13 protein-coding genes are annotated in these 16416 nt (G+C 64.8%); 8 read left to right on the plus strand and 5 right to left on the minus strand.

The features are described 5' to 3' along the window. Positions 1-76 precede the first annotated feature (76 nt). Positions 77-1171, plus strand: a complete 1095-nt coding sequence (gene mqnC / locus J8C01_RS11865) for a cyclic dehypoxanthinyl futalosine synthase (protein ID WP_211433082.1) — start codon at positions 77-79, stop codon at positions 1169-1171. 13 nt (positions 1172-1184) lie between these two features. Beyond that, positions 1185-2264 (plus strand): mechanosensitive ion channel family protein, encoded by a 1080-nt coding sequence (locus J8C01_RS11870; RefSeq protein WP_211433083.1) that lies wholly within the window; start codon positions 1185-1187, stop codon positions 2262-2264. 47 nt (positions 2265-2311) lie between these two features. Here J8C01_RS11870 and J8C01_RS11875 read toward each other — a convergent pair whose 3' ends face one another. The 4 genes from J8C01_RS11875 to J8C01_RS11890 are packed head-to-tail and all read right to left on the minus strand — an operon-like array spanning position 2312 to position 5727. After that, positions 2312-3106 (minus strand): glycosyltransferase family 2 protein, encoded by a 795-nt coding sequence (locus tag J8C01_RS11875; RefSeq protein ID WP_211433084.1) that lies wholly within the window; start codon positions 3104-3106, stop codon positions 2312-2314. Then, complete coding sequence (locus tag J8C01_RS11880) at positions 3103-3867, minus strand: glycosyltransferase family 2 protein (protein ID WP_211433085.1); 765 nt, start codon at positions 3865-3867, stop codon at positions 3103-3105. Before J8C01_RS11880 ends, J8C01_RS11875 begins: the two co-directional genes overlap by 4 nt. A gap of 8 nt (positions 3868-3875) precedes the next feature. Beyond that, positions 3876-4832, minus strand: coding sequence for a hypothetical protein (locus J8C01_RS11885; protein WP_211433086.1), 957 nt, complete (start codon positions 4830-4832; stop codon positions 3876-3878). After that, positions 4780-5727 (minus strand): hypothetical protein, encoded by a 948-nt coding sequence (locus J8C01_RS11890; RefSeq protein ID WP_211433087.1) that lies wholly within the window; start codon positions 5725-5727, stop codon positions 4780-4782. Before J8C01_RS11890 ends, J8C01_RS11885 begins: the two co-directional genes overlap by 53 nt. On the opposite strand from J8C01_RS11890, the gene J8C01_RS11895 reads away from it, so the two are divergent. The 4 genes from J8C01_RS11895 to J8C01_RS11910 all read left to right on the plus strand — a co-directional run bounded on the left by J8C01_RS11895 (position 5726) and on the right by J8C01_RS11910 (position 11396). Beyond that, a complete protein-coding gene (locus tag J8C01_RS11895) occupies positions 5726-8776 on the plus strand; it encodes a TonB-dependent receptor (RefSeq protein WP_211433088.1) in 3051 nt (1016 codons plus the stop codon). The genes J8C01_RS11890 and J8C01_RS11895 overlap by 2 nt on opposite strands. 216 nt (positions 8777-8992) lie before the next feature. Continuing rightward, a complete protein-coding gene (locus J8C01_RS11900; RefSeq protein ID WP_211433089.1) occupies positions 8993-9628 on the plus strand; it encodes a hypothetical protein in 636 nt (211 codons plus the stop codon). Positions 9629-9652: 24 nt separating this feature from the next. Next, a complete protein-coding gene (gene hpnA, locus J8C01_RS11905; protein WP_211433090.1) occupies positions 9653-10639 on the plus strand; it encodes a hopanoid-associated sugar epimerase in 987 nt (328 codons plus the stop codon). 13 nt (positions 10640-10652) lie between these two features. Further along, entirely contained in the window at positions 10653-11396 is a 744-nt protein-coding gene (locus tag J8C01_RS11910; RefSeq protein WP_211433091.1) for a 2OG-Fe(II) oxygenase family protein, read from the plus strand. A gap of 40 nt (positions 11397-11436) precedes the next feature. Here J8C01_RS11910 and mtnP read toward each other — a convergent pair whose 3' ends face one another. Further along, the gene (gene mtnP / locus J8C01_RS11915) at positions 11437-12330 is read right to left on the minus strand and encodes an S-methyl-5'-thioadenosine phosphorylase (RefSeq protein ID WP_014101350.1); all 894 of its coding nucleotides are present in this window, start codon (positions 12328-12330) and stop codon (positions 11437-11439) included. A 51-nt stretch (positions 12331-12381) separates the two neighbouring features. Here mtnP and J8C01_RS11920 point away from each other — a divergent pair, with 51 nt between their 5' ends. Further along, the gene (locus J8C01_RS11920) at positions 12382-13527 is read left to right on the plus strand and encodes a hypothetical protein (RefSeq protein WP_211433092.1); all 1146 of its coding nucleotides are present in this window, start codon (positions 12382-12384) and stop codon (positions 13525-13527) included. Positions 13528-13655: 128 nt separating this feature from the next. Then, positions 13656-16394, plus strand: a complete 2739-nt coding sequence (gene acnA, locus J8C01_RS11925; protein WP_211433093.1) for an aconitate hydratase AcnA — start codon at positions 13656-13658, stop codon at positions 16392-16394. Positions 16395-16416 lie beyond the last annotated feature (22 nt).

Here is a 16416-nt window from a genome sequence, read left to right on the forward strand (position 1 = left end):
GCACTGTGGGGCGTGTAGTTTCAGATTGCCCGTCAAGCGTTGGCAGCCTGCTTTGTGTCGTCTTTGTGACCTGCTTATGACTGATGTTTCCGCCCAGCTTGAACGCCTGTACCGTGGGGAGCGCCCGCCAGCCGAGGTCTGGCTGGAGGTGATTTACCGCGCGCCGCTCGATGAGTTGTTGTATTGGGCCGACCGCCTGCGGGCTGACTGGCACCCGGATAACGTCGTGACCTATGTCATTGACCGGAATATCAACTACTCGAACATCTGCACGTCGGTGTGCACGTTCTGCGCCTTTTACCGCAAGCCGGGCGACCCGGAAGGGTATGTCCACGACTACGAAACGCTGTTTCGCAAGGTGGAGGAAACACTGGCGCTTGGCGGCAGCGGCATCCTCATGCAGGGCGGCCTGCATCCCGACCTCAAGCTGGAGTGGTACGAAGAACTGCTGCGCCAGTTCAAGGCGCGCTATCCCATTCACCTGCACTGTTTCTCGCCGCCTGAGATTCTGAACTTCGCGCGGGTCAACCGGCTTTCCGTGCGTGAGGTGTTGCAGCGGCTGCGTGCGGCCGGGCTGGATTCGATTCCGGGCGGCGGCGGCGAAATCCTCGTGGACGAAATTCGCATGCGCCGCCGGACGGAGTGCAACAGCCAGGAATGGCTTGCGATTATGGAAACGGCCCACGAGTTGGGCATCCCGACCACGGCCACGATGATGTACGGCATGGGTGAAACCGACGCACACCGGCTGGAGCATCTGCGCAAAATCTATGAACTCCAGGCGCGGACCGGTGGTTTCATCGCCTTCATTCCCTGGACGCTCCAGCCGGATTCCGTGCCCATCGGCAAGGTATTTCCAGACCGCATCGCGCCGGACATCTACCTGCGGTGGTTTGCAGCGGCGCGGCTGTACCTGCGCAACATTCCCAACCTGCAGGTGTCGTGGCTGACGCAGGGGTTTGACGTGGCGCGGCGTGCCCTGCGTGGTGGGGCCAACGACATGGGCAGCATCATGATCGAGGAAAATGTCGTCTCGGCGGCCGGTGCCAAGTATCGCGCCGACGAAGCCCGGCTGGTGCAAATCATCCGGGAAGCCGGTTTCATCCCCTGCAAGCGCAATGCGGCCTACCGCCGGCTGGAGACTCCGGCCGCGGCAGAAGCTGTCGCATAGAGGCTGACACGGCATGATACTGGCTCTGGTCGATCCGCTCTGGACGCGCCTCATCCAGTTCTTTCGTACGTCCTACCTCGAATTGCTCACTGTGCTCGCCTGGGCGGCGCTGGTCTGGGGGCTGGTCCTGCTGCTGACCCACGGCATCCGGGCGCTCGTGCGCCGGGCGGCAGCGGAGCTGGAGCCATCCTACAACGCGCTGCGCCATCCGGTGCGGGCGTTCCTGTGGCTGCTGGTGTTGCCGTTGGGGATGGAGTTCATCGAACTGCCCCGGTCGGTTCAGAACCGCATTGAAGCCGGTTTCAAGGTGACGCTGACACTGGTCGCCCTCTGGCTGGGTTTTGAGCTGGTGGCCGTGGCAACGGAGTTTGCTCTGCAGCGCCTGGCGGCAGCCAACAGCACGGATGAACAACGGCGCCGCTCGGCGGCGACCCGGCTGGCGATTCTGCAGCGGCTTATCCAGGTGGGCATCATCGTCGTCGGCGCGGCGCTGTTTCTGATGCAGTTTCAGGTTGTCCGTACGATTGGGGTTTCGCTGCTGGCCTCGGCCGGTCTCGTGGGTGTTGTGGTCGGTATTGCCGCCCAGAAGACGATTGGGAACTTCGTCGCCGGCATCCAGATTGCCATTACCCAGCCCATCCGGGTCGGCGACACAGTGATCGTCGAAAACGAGTACGGCCAGATCGAGGAACTCACCTTTACGTTCGTTGTCGTCCGGCTGTGGGACAAGCGGCAGCTCATTCTGCCGGTGTCGTACTTTCTCGAACGCCCTTTCCAGAACTGGACGCGCTACACGCCGGAACTCATCGGCGCCGTGTTTGTGCAGGCGGATTTCGGCGTCCCCGTGGACGCCATGCGGGCGGAGTTGCAACGGCTCTGTGAAGCGGACCCGAATTGGAACGGACAGGTCTGCCGGTTGATTGTCAGCGATGTCAACGAGCGTTCCATCGTCGTGCGCGCCACCGTATCCGCTGATGAGCCGGCCAAGCTCTTTGACCTGCGCGTAGCCGTTCGGGAAGGTCTCGTCCGCTGGCTGGCGACAACCGAAGACGGTCGTTACCTGCCGCGCATCCGGCAGGCCGACCTGCTGTAAGTGCCGGCAGGGTTTGGAATCCGTCCGGTCAGGCGGTTTACCTCTGGCTACAACAGCCAGCCAATGTCGGGATGATAGACCCGCCCCAGCGTGCGCCCTTCCAGGCTGCGGTGGCGCTGGTGATCGTGCATGCGCCGGACGCCCGTGTTGGAAGCCTTGAGTCCATAGGACAACGACTGGGGGCGGACGTAGTACGTCCCGAACACGGCCGGAACAAACACGATCAGCCTGTCGTCGCTGGCCAGGTGCAGGAACAGCTCCCAGTCCTCCTCGATGCTGTTGATGACGGGTTCGACCTGAAAGCCGCCGCACTGCCGGAGCTGGGCGGCGTCCCACAGGCTGCACAGGTCAACCTGATTGTTCTGAAAGATGGACGACCGGTAGGCCACGTTGGAGTACAGGCCCGTGATCCGTCCGGCTTCGCGCACAATGAGGTTGCCATAGACAACGGCCGCTCCGGTTTCCCGGATGGCACGGTAAAACAGAAACAGGTTGTTGCCCTGAAGCTCATTGTCGGCATCGAGCCAGCACACATACCGGTAGAGGGCCAGATGCAGGATGCGGTTGCGCACGGCGGCCGGGCCCTGCTGGCTCTGACCAAAGCCAACCCGCAGGGTGATGTCCGTGAGGGTTGCCTGCGCCTGCGCCAGCCATTCCACCGAGCCATCCCGTGAAGCATCATCCACAATGATGAGTTCGCCGGGGACGCCACAGGCGGCCAGACTGTGAAGCGCACGGCGGGCGGAAGCCACGCTGCGCGGCAGAAACAGCCGGTGGTTCCAGTTCGCCATGCCGATAGTGACGCCGTTGGCGTTCCACGGTTGCGTTACAAGTTGCGTCATGCCAGCCATCCAACGTCGGGGTGATACATGCGCCCCAGCAGGCGGCCTTCCCGGCTGCGCAGTTCGTTCTGGTCAAATATCCGGCGCAGCCGCTGGATAAGTGGCTCCGGGGCAAGGGTATGCAGGCCGCCGGGCAGGCGGTGGTAGTACCCCAGCACGGCCGGCACGAACACGATCAGCGCACCGCGCGCCAGCAGGCGCATCATCAACTCCCAGTCTTCCAGCAGGCCGCGCGTCGTCTGGTAGCCGCCGGCCGCCAGCGCCGCCGGGATGTCGAGCAGGGCAAAGTTGTCCACGTAGTTTTGCCGATAGACCCGCGCCTGAAGCGGCTCGTTGGAAAGCACATCGGGTTGGGTATCGCCCAGCACGAACAGGTTGCCGTAGGTCAGCGCCGCTCCGGTTTCCAGCGCAGCGCGGTAAAACAGCCACAGGTTGGCGGGTTCGAGGGCGTTGTCGGCGTCGAGCAGGCAGGCGTGGCGGTAGGCGGCATGGATTAGCCCCGTGTTGCGGGCCGCGCCCAGCCCGAGGTTGCGCGGCAGCCAGACGACCCGTACGGCCACATCGGGGTAGTGCGCCGCAAGGTTGAACAGGTACTTCTGCGAGCCGTCGCGGGAGGCATCATCCACGACGAGCAGCTCGCCGGCGACGCCCTGCGCCTGAAGGCGGCGCAAGCCGTCCAGCGCCGAACGTACAGCGCGGGGCAAAGCGAAACGATGGTTCCAGTTGGGGATGAGAATGGACAACCCGGCACGCTGGACCATGACCGCCCTCACCACAGTGCCGCAAAGGCCGCCCCCAGAGGGGGACGCGCCAGAAGCTGCGCACAGAGCGTTGTGATAAGCCGCGCCGGTGCGTCCGTGGCGGCAAACCGGCGCAGTACGGCCACGTCGGTCAAAACGCAGCCCGGTGCTTCGGGGCCGTCCGCCTGCCGCGCATCGAGTTTGATGGGGCAGGCGCCGGACAGCAGGGCCTCCAGCGCCCGGAACGCCTCGAAGTGGGAGTGCGCGTGGCGCGAAACCCACACGTAAAACCGGGTCTTCGCCAGCAGGCGCGCAAGCTGGGCGCGGCTCAGCCGTCCACGGTCGGGACGACCCTGCCAAGGTTCATCCGCCGGCAAAAAGGCCACGCCATCCGGTTCCCAGTCGGTCAGCTCTGCCACGAGCGCCGCCCGCCCGGCCGTGGCTTTGCCTACCACGGCCCATGGAATCGGGCGCAACGGGAACTGTTCGGCAGCCGTCGCCTGCACCTGCGCCAGCACCGCCCGTTCGGCCCGGGTTGGCGTGTGGTACAGAAACCGGTAGGGCAGGGAAGCCAGCGCCGCCGGCAGGGTTTGGGGGTGCCAGCCGACATCCACCAGGGCTGTCCACTCCGGGCCCTGGAACTGGCGCTGAAACGAGTCCGTGCCGACACACTCGGCGATGAGCAGGATGCGTTCCGCCGCACTATTGACCTTTGACATAAGCACCACAACATCCCGCTGTGACAGGCGTGGGTCATTGACCAGCCCGGCCCAGTTGACCGCGAGCACCCGGCGCGCCGGGGCCGCCGCAAGCCAGTCGGGAACGTCCCACAGCCGCGCCCGTGGCCGCCAGTCGTCCGGCAGGTCAGACCACAGGCGTGTGGCCAGATTGCCGTAAAGCCAGTCCGTGGCGCGGCTGTAGAGGATGTCAAGATCAAACGGGCTGGACATGGTTGGCAGGCGGCTGCCCCGCAACGATGGCGGCAAAAGCGTCTCCAAGGGCCGGCCGGGTGAGCGCGGCGGCATACATGGCCGCCAGCAGGCCGGCCCATCCCGACGTTGCCAGGGCTTCCTTCAGAGCGTCCAGGGACGGAAACACACAGGGTACGGTAGCAAAGCTGTCCGCATGGTTGGGGTCAATCTTGACGGGCAGCGCCCCGCACCGCAAGGCATCGTGGACGCGGAATGTCTCAAAGTAGGGAACCGAATGTTGGGTGCGCCAGATGTAAAGCCGCGCCTGATGCAGCAGCCGCTCCAGTCTGTCGCCTGTCAGGCGGCCGCTGCCGGGGCGCGCCGGGCCGGGTTCGGCCAGAAGAAGCAGGCCGTTTGGCTGCCAGCGGACGAGTTCCCGGGCAAATGCAATGCGCTCCGGCGTCCGCATCCCGACAAAAGCCCAGGGAAGCGGGCGATGGTCGCCCTGCGCCGGAAGTTGCTCCAGAGCCAGGCTGAGCTGCCGGAACTGCTCCTGTTCGGCACGGGTCGCCACCGTGCCAAGGACGTGATAGGGTAGCGCGCCGTATGGCTCCGGTAGTGGATAGCCGAACCATCCGACTTCGATGAAGTCTGTCCAGGCAATGCCCTCGGCGAAGTGCAGTTCAAACCAGGTGGTGCCAACGCATTCTGCCGAAAGCAGTGTGCGCCGGGGGGTATGGGCAACGCGGGCGCACAGTTCGGCAACGCGCGGGCCGAGCCGGGGTTCGCGCACGGCTTCCTCCCAGTTGACGACAACGACGTGGTCGGACGGCTCGCTGTCCAACCACTCGACCACGTTCAGCAGCCGTGCCGTGGCGCGGAGCGGGTCTGGCAGGTCGGCGTGAAGCCGCCGGGCAAAGTCTGCGTGATACCAGTTGTTGGTGTGGCTGTAGATGATGTCCATAGACATGATGGCTGACCGCCGGGTGCGTCTTGGCTGGGCCGTCCTGTGGATGCTGCTGTTGGGTTGCGGCGCAGCAGCCCAGTCAACGCTCGCCCGGCTGACCGGCAGTGTTGTGGATGGCGAGCGTTTGCCGGTCGCCGGCGCAACCGTGGTGGTTCACGATACGCGGCGCAACGTCGTTCGGGAAGTGACAACCGATGCGCAGGGGCGGTACGTCTTCACGGCGCTTGAACCGGCGACGTACCGGGTGGCAGCGCGCCATCCCACGGTGGGGGCGGCCGTCGAGATGCTCATCACCCTGCAACTGGGGGAGCAGCGGGACGCCCTGCTGGTGCTCGTGCCCACGCCGACGTTCGATGCCGAAGTGCGGGCCGACACGACGGCCATCGAGACGACCAGCGCCGGGCAGAGTCGCACCGTGGATGAGCGGAGCATCCAGGCGCTGCCGCTGTCCGGCCGCAACTTCGTGGACCTGGTGAAACTCTCGCCCGGCGTCACGCCCGGCCGCGAAAACGTGGGCGGCGGGCCGTTCAAGGAGCCGGACATCGGCGTTGGCGCGGCCGCCGCGCCGCGCATTGCCTTTGGCGGCCAGACCGAACTCAACACGCTTGTGCAGCTTGATGGACTCGACCACATCCAGACCGTCACGGGCCTGCCACGGGCAACCCCGCCGACCGAGGCCGTTGCGGCCTTTCGGGTAAGCAACGCCACGTTTGAAAGCGAGTACGGACGCTCGCTGGGCGGTTTTGTCAACATCCTGACGAAATCCGGCACCAATGACCTTCACGGCAGCCTTTACGGCTATGGCATCCACGACGCGCTCAGCGCCCGGCCGCTGCTGACCGGCTCGCAGTGGGTGCTGCGCCAGTTCCAGTACGGCGCCACGCTTGGCGGGCCGCTGCGCCGGGACCGCTGGTTTTTCCTGACCAGCTACGAAGGGCAGCGCCGGGCCGAATCGAACCGGTTTTCGCAGGTCATCCTGTCGAATCTCGATGCCATCAATGCCGTCCGGCGGCACTACGGCCTGACGCCGGAAACGTCCAATCAGATACGAACCGGGGACTACGACTTGGGCTTTGGGCGCGTGGACTGGCGGCCGAACGACCGCCATACGCTGGCCGTGCGGCTGAATGCGCTGGCCGGCACGGCGCGCGGTTTTCTGGGCGGCGGCGGCCGGGCGTCACCGGCTTCGACGACCGCCCGCGACAACCGGACGACGGATGTGACCGTCAGCGCCACCTACACGGCGGTGCTGACGCCGACGCGCGTCGGCGAAGTACGCGGGCAGTGGGCGCGCCGTGACTTCACCTTTCGCCCGCGTTTTGCCGAACCGGCGCTGGAGCTGCCCAACCTGATCGTCATGGGCAAAAGCACGTCCGACGTGGATGACTACCGCGAAGACCGGCTTCAACTCGCCGGGGTACTGACGCAGTTGAAGGGCGCGCACACCGTCAAGGTCGGCGGAGACTGGTCGCGGCTGGACGACACCGCGCGGTGGGATTTGTTCTTTCCGGCGCGCATCATTTTTGGCGGACTGCTCCCGGCGTTTCTCAACCGCACGCCCGACGGGCAGCCAAATCCGCAGCCGAGCACCTTCTGGTTTCCCTTCGTGACGGGCGCAACGACGGCGCCGCCAGTGCCCTTTCCCTTTACACGCGCCGTGCCAGAAGCCCTGCGGCCGAATGTCACCACGCAGCTTGTCCACGCGCATTACGGCCTGTTTGGGCAGGATCAGTGGCAGGCCGCGTCGTCGCTGACCGTCACCTTCGGTCTCCGGTACGACGTGGAAACCTATCCCCGCCGGTTTTTTGACCGGCGTGACCGCAACAACTTCCAGCCACGGGTGGGGGTGGCGTGGGCCGTGGGGCGCGGTGTCGTCCGGGCGGGCTACGGGGTGTTCACGGACCGGATAGCGTCCAGTGTCGGGCAGGTCATCTTTGGCGCGGAATGGATTTCACGCGGCGACGTACCCACCGCGCCCCAGGTCTTTGCCGATGTGGCGCGCTTTGCCGGGCGTTTCCGCCAGGCGACGATCAGCGGCCCCTCCTCGGCCACCTCGCCGATTGGGGCTGCGCGGGCAACCGATATTTTTCTGCGCGGAACGGCCAGCGCGCCGGCCGGCTATGGCGTACCGGTCGGGCAGCCATTGCCGCCGGGCACCCTGCCGCTGCCAACAGCGGAAAGCGGTGCTACGGCCAGTTTTGCCGACAACCTCAGCCGCCGGTTGCGCAATCCCTACGCCCAACACCTCACGCTGGGCGCGGAGTATCCGTGGTGGGGGGTGGTGTGGTCGGCGGCGTACCTGCGCGTGCTGGCGCTGAAACTGCCAGGCCACACCGGCAACCTCAATGCCTTTCAGACGGGCATGCTGCCGACGGGCAAGCCCATTCTGGCCGGCCGCCGGTTTGCCGAACTGGGGCACTTTTTTGTGACCGACAACCTTGGCGCAAGTGGCTACCACGGCGGCTTTTTTGTGGCCCGCCGCACCTGGCACCGGGGCTGGTCGTTGTCCGTGGCGCATACGTGGTCGAAAACGCTGACGACGGTGGATGCCGTCAACAATCTGGCCGACTACCCGGAGGGACTGACCCTGGAGCGGTTTTTGTCGCGCCAGCATGCGACGCATCGCCTGGCCGCGACCGTTGCCGGAGAAGCGCCACGCCCGACCGGCTGGCTGGGCGGCTGGCAGGGAGCCGTGGTCATCGCGCTGGAAAGTGGGCGTCCGTTCAACGTTTTTGCTGGGGGAGACTTCAACGGCGATGGCAATCCCAACAGTGACCGTCCGGGGCTGCTTCCGCGTAACAGCTTTCGGGGACCGGGATTCGCCACGGTGGATGTCCGCCTTGGCCGCCGCTTCCGGCTGAGTGAGCACCGCGGATTGGAAGTGACACTCGATGCATTCAACGTGGCGAACCGGGTCAACATCCGCGACCTGAATCTGGCTTATGGAGGAAGCAGTCTCGCTGTGCCGCCGAACCCACTGTTGCAGTTCGGCGCTCCGCGCGATGTGTTTGGGGCACGGCAGCTTCAATTAGGCGTCAAACTACGGTTTTAACCGCGACTTCCCGTGGTGGAAGCCATTTTGGGTGTCTGTTTGTGCAGGTGCTGACTTGCAGACCGGAACAAAATCAACAATCTTTGCCCCACATGCGCCCCGTACATTCAGGGAACGGCTGGTTTCAGGTGGTTTCCGGTCGTCCCGCATGACGTTCGGTTGGGGTGTCAAATCGGTCAGGTTGGTCATCACGGTTTGCAAAGGAGAGAACCGGTTGTGCATTGGCGGTGGAACTGGACAGGCAAGGGCTTCCTCTGGGTGTGGTTACTCGGTGTGGTTGGATTTGCGCCCGTAGTGGCGCTGGCGCAGCAGGATGGCGGCACGCGCCCGATACGGGCGACATCAGTGCACACCCTCGTCGGGGGGCGGGTACGGATACAGTTCACCGATGCTTTCCGTGGCTATCTGCGCCGGGCGCATGTGGCGTACGATACCGTCGGGGCCTCGGCCGCCGATGGCGACGCCGTAACCTTGCCGGTGGCGGACGGCCTGCTTGATCTGGCGTCGGGACGCGGCACGGCCGTATGGCGCGGCGGACTGGCGCTGGAAACGCCCAAAGCCGATGTCGAACTCCGGGGCTTTCGGCTGGATACCGTCGGCAAACTGCCGCTGGTGTGGGCCACTCTGGTGACCGAGGGTGAGCTCGACCGGACGGTGCCCATGTTCACGGCAACACTTCCCTCCGAACAGCTTCCCCTCCGGTTGATCGGCGGTCGTGTGACGACGCTCCGCAATGTCGAACTGCGCCTGACGGCGGAAGGCGCGCTGCTTCTCAACCAGCTTTCCGAACGTGAGATCTTCTCCTCAAACCAGATGGTCGGTCTGGTCAATCTCATTGCCATCGTCGAGTAGCCCTCTGCCCATTGGCGCGCGCCCATGAAGGTTTTTGTCACAGGCGGCACCGGCTTTGTCGGCGCCAGTGTGCTGCGCGAACTGCTCGCCGGTGGGGCTGAAGTCCGGGCGCTGGCGCGACGCAACAGTGACCGGCGCAATCTCGAAGGTCTGAACATCGAAGTTGTCGAAGGCGATCTCGACGATGTGGCGCTGCTGACCCGCGCCATGGCCGACTGTGAGTGGGCCTTTCACGTGGCCGCCCACTACAGCCTGCTGCGGCGTGACCGGGACGCCATCTATCGCGCCAATGTCGAAGGCACGCGCCACGTCCTGCAGGCAGCGCGCGCCGCCGGCATCAAACGCCTTGTCCACACCAGTTCGGTGGCGGCCATCGGCGTACCGCCCGAAGGCGAGGTCGCCGACGAGACGTTTCAGACCACCGTCAGGGAACTCGTCAGCGATTACAAGAAATCCAAGTTTCTGGCGGAACAGCTTGCCCGCGACGCCGCCCGCGAGGGGCTTCCCGTCGTCATCGTCAATCCCAGCACGCCTATTGGGCCGTACGATGTCAAGCCCACACCGACCGGCGACATCGTGTTGCGCTTCCTGCAACGGCGCATGCCGGCCTACGTGGACACGGGGATGAACCTGATTCACGTGCGGGATGTCGCCATCGGGCATATCCGTGCCGCCGAGAAGGGGCGCGTCGGCGAGCGGTACATCCTCGGCCACCGGAACATGACGCTCAAGGAAATTCTGGACACCCTGGCGGCCATTACCGGGCTGCCGGCCCCAACGCGCCGCCTGCCCCACTGGTTGCCTGTTGTCGTTGGCGCAGTGGATGAATTCTTCCTGAGTCGGCTGACGGGAAAGCCGCCGACGGTCGCCTTTGATTCAGCCCGCATGGCAGCGCATCCGATGTATTATGACGCAACGCGCGCCGTGACCTACCTGGGCCTGCCCCAGACGCCCATCGAGACGGCGTTGCAGGAAGCTGTAACCTGGTTTCGGGACCATGGCTACGTCTGAGCGAGACGGTTGCATGAACCTTCTGGAATCCGTACCTGCTGTCGTTCCTGCAGTTCGGGAGTGCGCCGAACCGGCGCTTCCAACCCCATCTGACCTGGCCGTGTGTGTGTGGGGCTGGCTTGATGTTGCCGAATGTGCGCGTCTGGTCGAGGGGGTCTATGCCGCTCGTGACCACTGGGTGGAAGCCTTTGGTGGATTGCAGTTTTCCCTGGGGCGCGCCTGGTACACCGACCTCGAAATGGAACGCGAGGCGGACTACTTTGCCGAAGCCGCCGAACGCAATGCCCTGGTCGAAAGGTATGCCCCGGGCCTGCAGCGCCGGATGCGCCGCCTGCTGCGCGCGGCGGTCAGGCAGCCGGTCATTCAGCGGGAGGGTTGGTGCGGGGCCGGGGTGCACATCTTCCCGGCCGGCGGTTGGGTGGCCCATCAGGGCGGCGAAATCCACTTCGACATCGAAGGGCTGCGGCCCGAACAGCTTGCCGCCCGCGCGCCGGCGCTCACCGTGGTCGTCATGCTTCAGCCGCCACAGTCCGGCGGCGGTCTGCGATTGTGGGACGCCCGTTTCGATGGCGATGAAATCCCGTCGCCAGCGCAGTTGGAGCAGCCCAGTGCGTCCGTTACCTATGGCATCGGCGACGCACTGATCTTCGACAGCTACCGCCTGCACTGGATTGAACCCTTTGACGGCGACCGCGACCGCATCTCCGCAACGGTGCATGCCGTCCGGGTGGGCGCAGTCTGGGAGAGCTGGTTCTGACCGCGCCCGGCGCGGCCCGCCAGGCAGAGTACCGGCCGCGTTACAGTGGCAGGTACTTGCCGATAATGGCCGCCAGCCGCCGGCGCGTTTCGGGAAACACCAGGTCCGGGCGCGTCATAATGGCGTTTTTGAGCGCGGAAGCGTAGGGCGAGGTGGGATTGGTTGCGGCCAGGCGGCGGAGCGTTCCCCGCACGATGCGCTGCGCGGTGGCCACGTTGCGGTTGAGGTAGTCAATGACCATTTCCACCGTCACATCGGCATGACCCGGATGCCAGCAGTCGTAATCCGTGACCATTGCCAGCGTGGCGTAACTCATTTCCGCTTCGCGTGCGAGTTTGGCTTCCTGGAGGTTGGTCATCCCGATGATGTCCATGCCCCATTGCCGGTACACATTCGACTCGGCACGGGTGGAAAACGCCGGACCCTCCATGCACAGGTACGTGCCGCCCCGGTGGACGGTCACACCGTCCAGTTCGCGTCCGGCTGCTTCCAGCGCGTCGCACAACACCGGGCACACGGGGTCAGCAAAGGTGATGTGGGCCACGATGCCTTCGCCGAAGAAGGTGGATTCGGCGGTTCGTCCGCGCGTCCGGTCGAAAAACTGGTCGGGAATGACGACATCGAGCGGCTTGAGTTCCTCCCGCAGTGAGCCGACGGCCGAAATCGAGATGACAAACTCGACGCCCAGCATCTTCAGGGCGTAAATGTTGGCGCGATAGGGCAGTTCGGAAGGCAGCAGGAGATGTCCGCGACCGTGGCGCGGCAAAAAGGCCATGGGCACGCCGTCCAGCCGTCCGGTGATGATGGCGTCGGAGGGTTTTCCAAACGGGGTGTCGAGAAACAGCTCTTCTGTTTCCTCAAAGGCTTCCATGCGGTAAAAACCACTCCCGCCAATGACGGCATACTTGATGGGCGACGAAGGTAAGGTGGTCATACAGGCGTTGTACACTCCACAATGAAATCACCAGGTGAGCCGTACGATAGCATGACTGTAACCGATGGCATTCAGCGCCGCGCCCCGGATGGGAGCGCGTCCGTTGTGTCACCGGAGGCGACCAGACCGGAAACCGGCCCGGCTGCCTGGCATGTGCTTGACCGGCGGATTGCCTACCTGGCGCGCGCCTGTGGGTTGCTCCGGGGGACGTTCGTCCTGCCTGTGCCGGAAACGGCTGACCCGCCGGATACCTCGCCCGAAGCCCTCAACCACTGGCCGGCGAGGTTTTTGACGGCCGTCGCCCAGGAAGACGATGCCGCCTTCGTCCGGCGCTATGCTGCTTTGTTTGCTTCTGAGCCAGCGGCCGAAGCGCCACAGGTTGGGTTGTTTGACCGTTTGGCGGAGGTACCGTCGCTGGCAGCCTACGACGGCATCCTGGGGCGGTGGCTTGACGCGGAGGATGTCATCCACGTCGGCGACCTGATGGCCGTCCGTCGCCAGCAGGGGGGAAGCCCGCTGTTGCTGACCATGGCCGATGTGCATCCGGCGCTGGCGGTGTCCCGCTGGTGTCTGGTGACGGACGTGCAGCACCGGGAACGGTTCGAGCCGTGGCTGCGGCTGTTGCGTACGCTCGGAACGGAAGACTTCGATCCCCTGGCCATGCAGTGCCGGGTGCTGGAGCTGCGCGAGCGTCTGCGGGAAGTCCAACTGGAAGCCGAGCGGAACCTTCAGGCGGAACTTCAGAAAAAAGACCGGGAGGTGGCCGCCGTCTGGCAGGCCAAAGACGAGGAAATTGCCCGCCTGGGGGCGCAGTTGCACAACGTCCAGATGCAGGCGCAGACTCAGGCGGCGCAGCTTGCGGCCCGTCTGGCTGAACTGGAAGCCGCAGTGCAGTCGAAGGAAGAGGAGCTTGTCCAGGCGCACCAGCAGCTTGCCGAAGCCGTGGAAGGACTTCATCGCACCCAACAGCAGGCGGCGCAGCTTGCGGCCCGTCTGGGGGAACTGGAAGCCGCAGTGCAGTCGAAGGAAGAGGAGCTTGTCCAGGCGCACCGGCAGCTTGCCGAAGCCATGGAAGGACTTCATCGCACCCAACAGCAGGCGGCGCAGTTTCAGCACCAACTCCAGGCCATTCTGGCATCGCGTTCGTGGCGGCTTACGGCTCCGCTGCGGCGGTGGTTCGGCCGCGGGACGCCGTGAAATCTCCAAAATGCAACGCAGCCCTGCCCGCCAGAGCCGGTTGCCCCTGTGCTCTGGACTCGCGCGAAGTCGCCCCGGTGTGATATGTCATCGGAAATGTTCTCAAAAATACAAACTGGCGAAAACCTATGGACCTGACGGCACTGACTCAAACCTTTCCCCTTGGCAGCGGTGGTACGGGGCGGCTGGTCTCGCTCCCGGCGCTGGCGGCGGCCGGCTTTGGCGATATTGCCACGCTGCCGGTCTCACTGCGCATCGTGCTGGAATCTGTCGTGCGCAACTGCGACGGAAAACGCATCACCGAAGACGATGTACGCCGTCTGGCGCAGTGGGAGCCGACGGCTGAGCGGACGGCGGAGATTCCCTTCGTCGTTGCGCGGGTACTGCTTCAGGATTTCACCGGCGTGCCGCTGCTGTGCGATCTGGCCGCCATGCGCTCGGCGCTCGAACGCATGGGCCGCGACCCGGCGCTCATCGAGCCGCTCGTGCCCGTGGATTTGGTCATTGACCATTCCGTGCAGGTGGATTTCACCGGGCGCGAACGAAACCTGCCGACCCTGGGCGGCAACGGGCTGGGTGGCAACGGCACGCCGGCCGATCCGCTGACGCTCAACATGCAGTTGGAGTTTGAGCGCAACCGGGAACGCTACGAGTTTCTGAAATGGGGCATGCAGGCGTTCAAGACGTTTCGGGTCATTCCGCCGGGCATCGGCATCTGCCATCAGGTCAATCTGGAATATCTGGCGCAGGGCGTACTTTCCCGCGATGACCTGTACTTCCCGGACACGCTCGTGGGGACGGACTCCCACACAACCATGATCAACGGCCTGGGCATCGTCGGCTGGGGCGTGGGGGGCATCGAAGCCGAAGCCGCCATGCTGGGTCAACCCGTGTCGTTTCTGACCCCGGACGTGGTTGGGGTCAACCTCAAGGGCCGCCTGCGCGAGGGCGTTACGGCCACCGACCTCGTGCTGACCGTTACGGAAATGCTGCGCAAGGCGGGTGTCGTCGGGAAGTTCGTCGAGTTTCACGGGGAAGGGGCGGCGGAGTTGAGCGTTCCCGACCGGGCTACAATCGCCAACATGGCGCCGGAGTACGGCGCGACCATGGGCTTTTTCCCGGTGGATGAAAAAACCTGCGCCTATCTGCTGGCCACGGGCCGCTCGCCGGAGCACGTCGCCACGGTGCGCAACTACTTTGAGGCGCAGGGCATGTTTGGCATCCCGGCCGCGGGGGCCTGCCGCTATTCAACCGTTCTCGAACTGGATTTGGCGACTGTGGAAGCCAGCGTGGCCGGCCCGAAGCGTCCCCAGGACCGGATTGCCGTCGGGCGGTTGGCCCCGGCCTTTGGGGAGAGCCTCCAGAAGCCGGTCAAAGAAGGCGGGTTTGGGATTGCACCCGATGCGGTTGCCACACGTTATGCCGTAAGCGATCCCTACTTTGGCGACCTCGGCCACGGGGATGTCGTCATTGCCGCCATCACCTCCTGCACCAACACATCAAACCCCAGCGTGATGCTGGCGGCCGGCCTGCTGGCACGGAAGGCCGTGGCGCGCGGGCTGCGCGTGCGCCCCACGGTCAAGACTTCGCTGGCCCCCGGCTCACGCGCTGTCACAGCTTACCTGGAAAAAACCGGCCTGCTGCACGACCTGCGGCAGGTGGGCTTTGATGTTGTGGGTTATGGCTGCACGACCTGCATCGGCAACTCAGGTCCGCTCGATCCGGCCATTGAGGAAGCCATCACCACGCACAGCCTGGTGGCCGCCAGTGTGCTTTCCGGCAACCGCAACTTCGAGGCGCGGGTGCATCCCAATGTCAAAGCCAACTTTCTGATGAGTCCGCCGCTGGTCGTTGCCTTTGCCCTGGCCGGGCGGGTGACGCTCGATCTGGCGCAGGAGCCGCTGGGGTATGACGATGCCGGTCAGCCGGTGTATCTGCGTGATATCTGGCCGACGGACGAGGAGATCGGTGCGGTTCTGGCGACGGCTTTTGACCGTGACACCTACCAGCGGCTTTACGCTGATTTCACCTCTGAACATCCGCTGTGGAATGCCATTCCTACCGTCACCGGGCAGGTCTATCGGTGGCAGGCGGATTCGACCTACATCCAGGAGCCGCCGTTTTTTGCCGACTTCAGTCTCGAAACGGGTACGTTTGCCGACATTCATGGCGGGCGGGCGCTGGCGATCTTTGGCGATTCCGTCACGACCGATCACATCTCCCCGGCGGGCAGCATCAAGCCGACCTCCCCGGCCGGGCAATACCTTCAGGCGCGACAGGTGGCCGTGGCCGATTTCAACAGTTACGGCGCGCGCCGGGGCAATCACGAGGTCATGATGCGCGGCACGTTCGCCAATGTCCGCATCAAAAACCTCATGGTGCCGGGGACGGAAGGCGGCATCACGGTGCACCAGCCCAGCGGCGAACGGATGCCCATCTATGACGCCGCCATGCGCTATGCCGAAACCCGGACGCCCCTCTTTGTTTTGGCCGGGAAGGAATACGGCACGGGCAGTTCCCGCGACTGGGCGGCGAAGGGCACGGCGCTGCTGGGCGTACGGGTGGTGGTGGCGGAAAGCTTCGAGCGCATCCACCGCAGCAACCTCGCCGGCATGGGCGTCCTGCCGTGCCAGTTCACCGGCGGCGTCACGGTACAGTCGCTGGCGCTTGACGGCAGCGAAACCTATGCCCTGGAAGGTTTGTCCGGTGGCGTCAGCCCGCGCCAGATGGTGACGCTCGTGATTGAACGGGCTAACGGGACGGTGGAGCGCATCCCGGTGCAGCTCCGCCTCGACACCCCGGTGGAGATTGACTATTACCGCCACGGCGGAATTTTGCCCTACGTGCTCCGGCAAATGCTAACGTAGCGGGCTTGGGTGGAACACCGCC

The organism is Chloracidobacterium sp. D, assembly GCF_018304685.1.
In the GTDB taxonomy this organism is placed as follows: domain Bacteria; phylum Acidobacteriota; class Blastocatellia; order Chloracidobacteriales; family Chloracidobacteriaceae; genus Chloracidobacterium; species Chloracidobacterium thermophilum.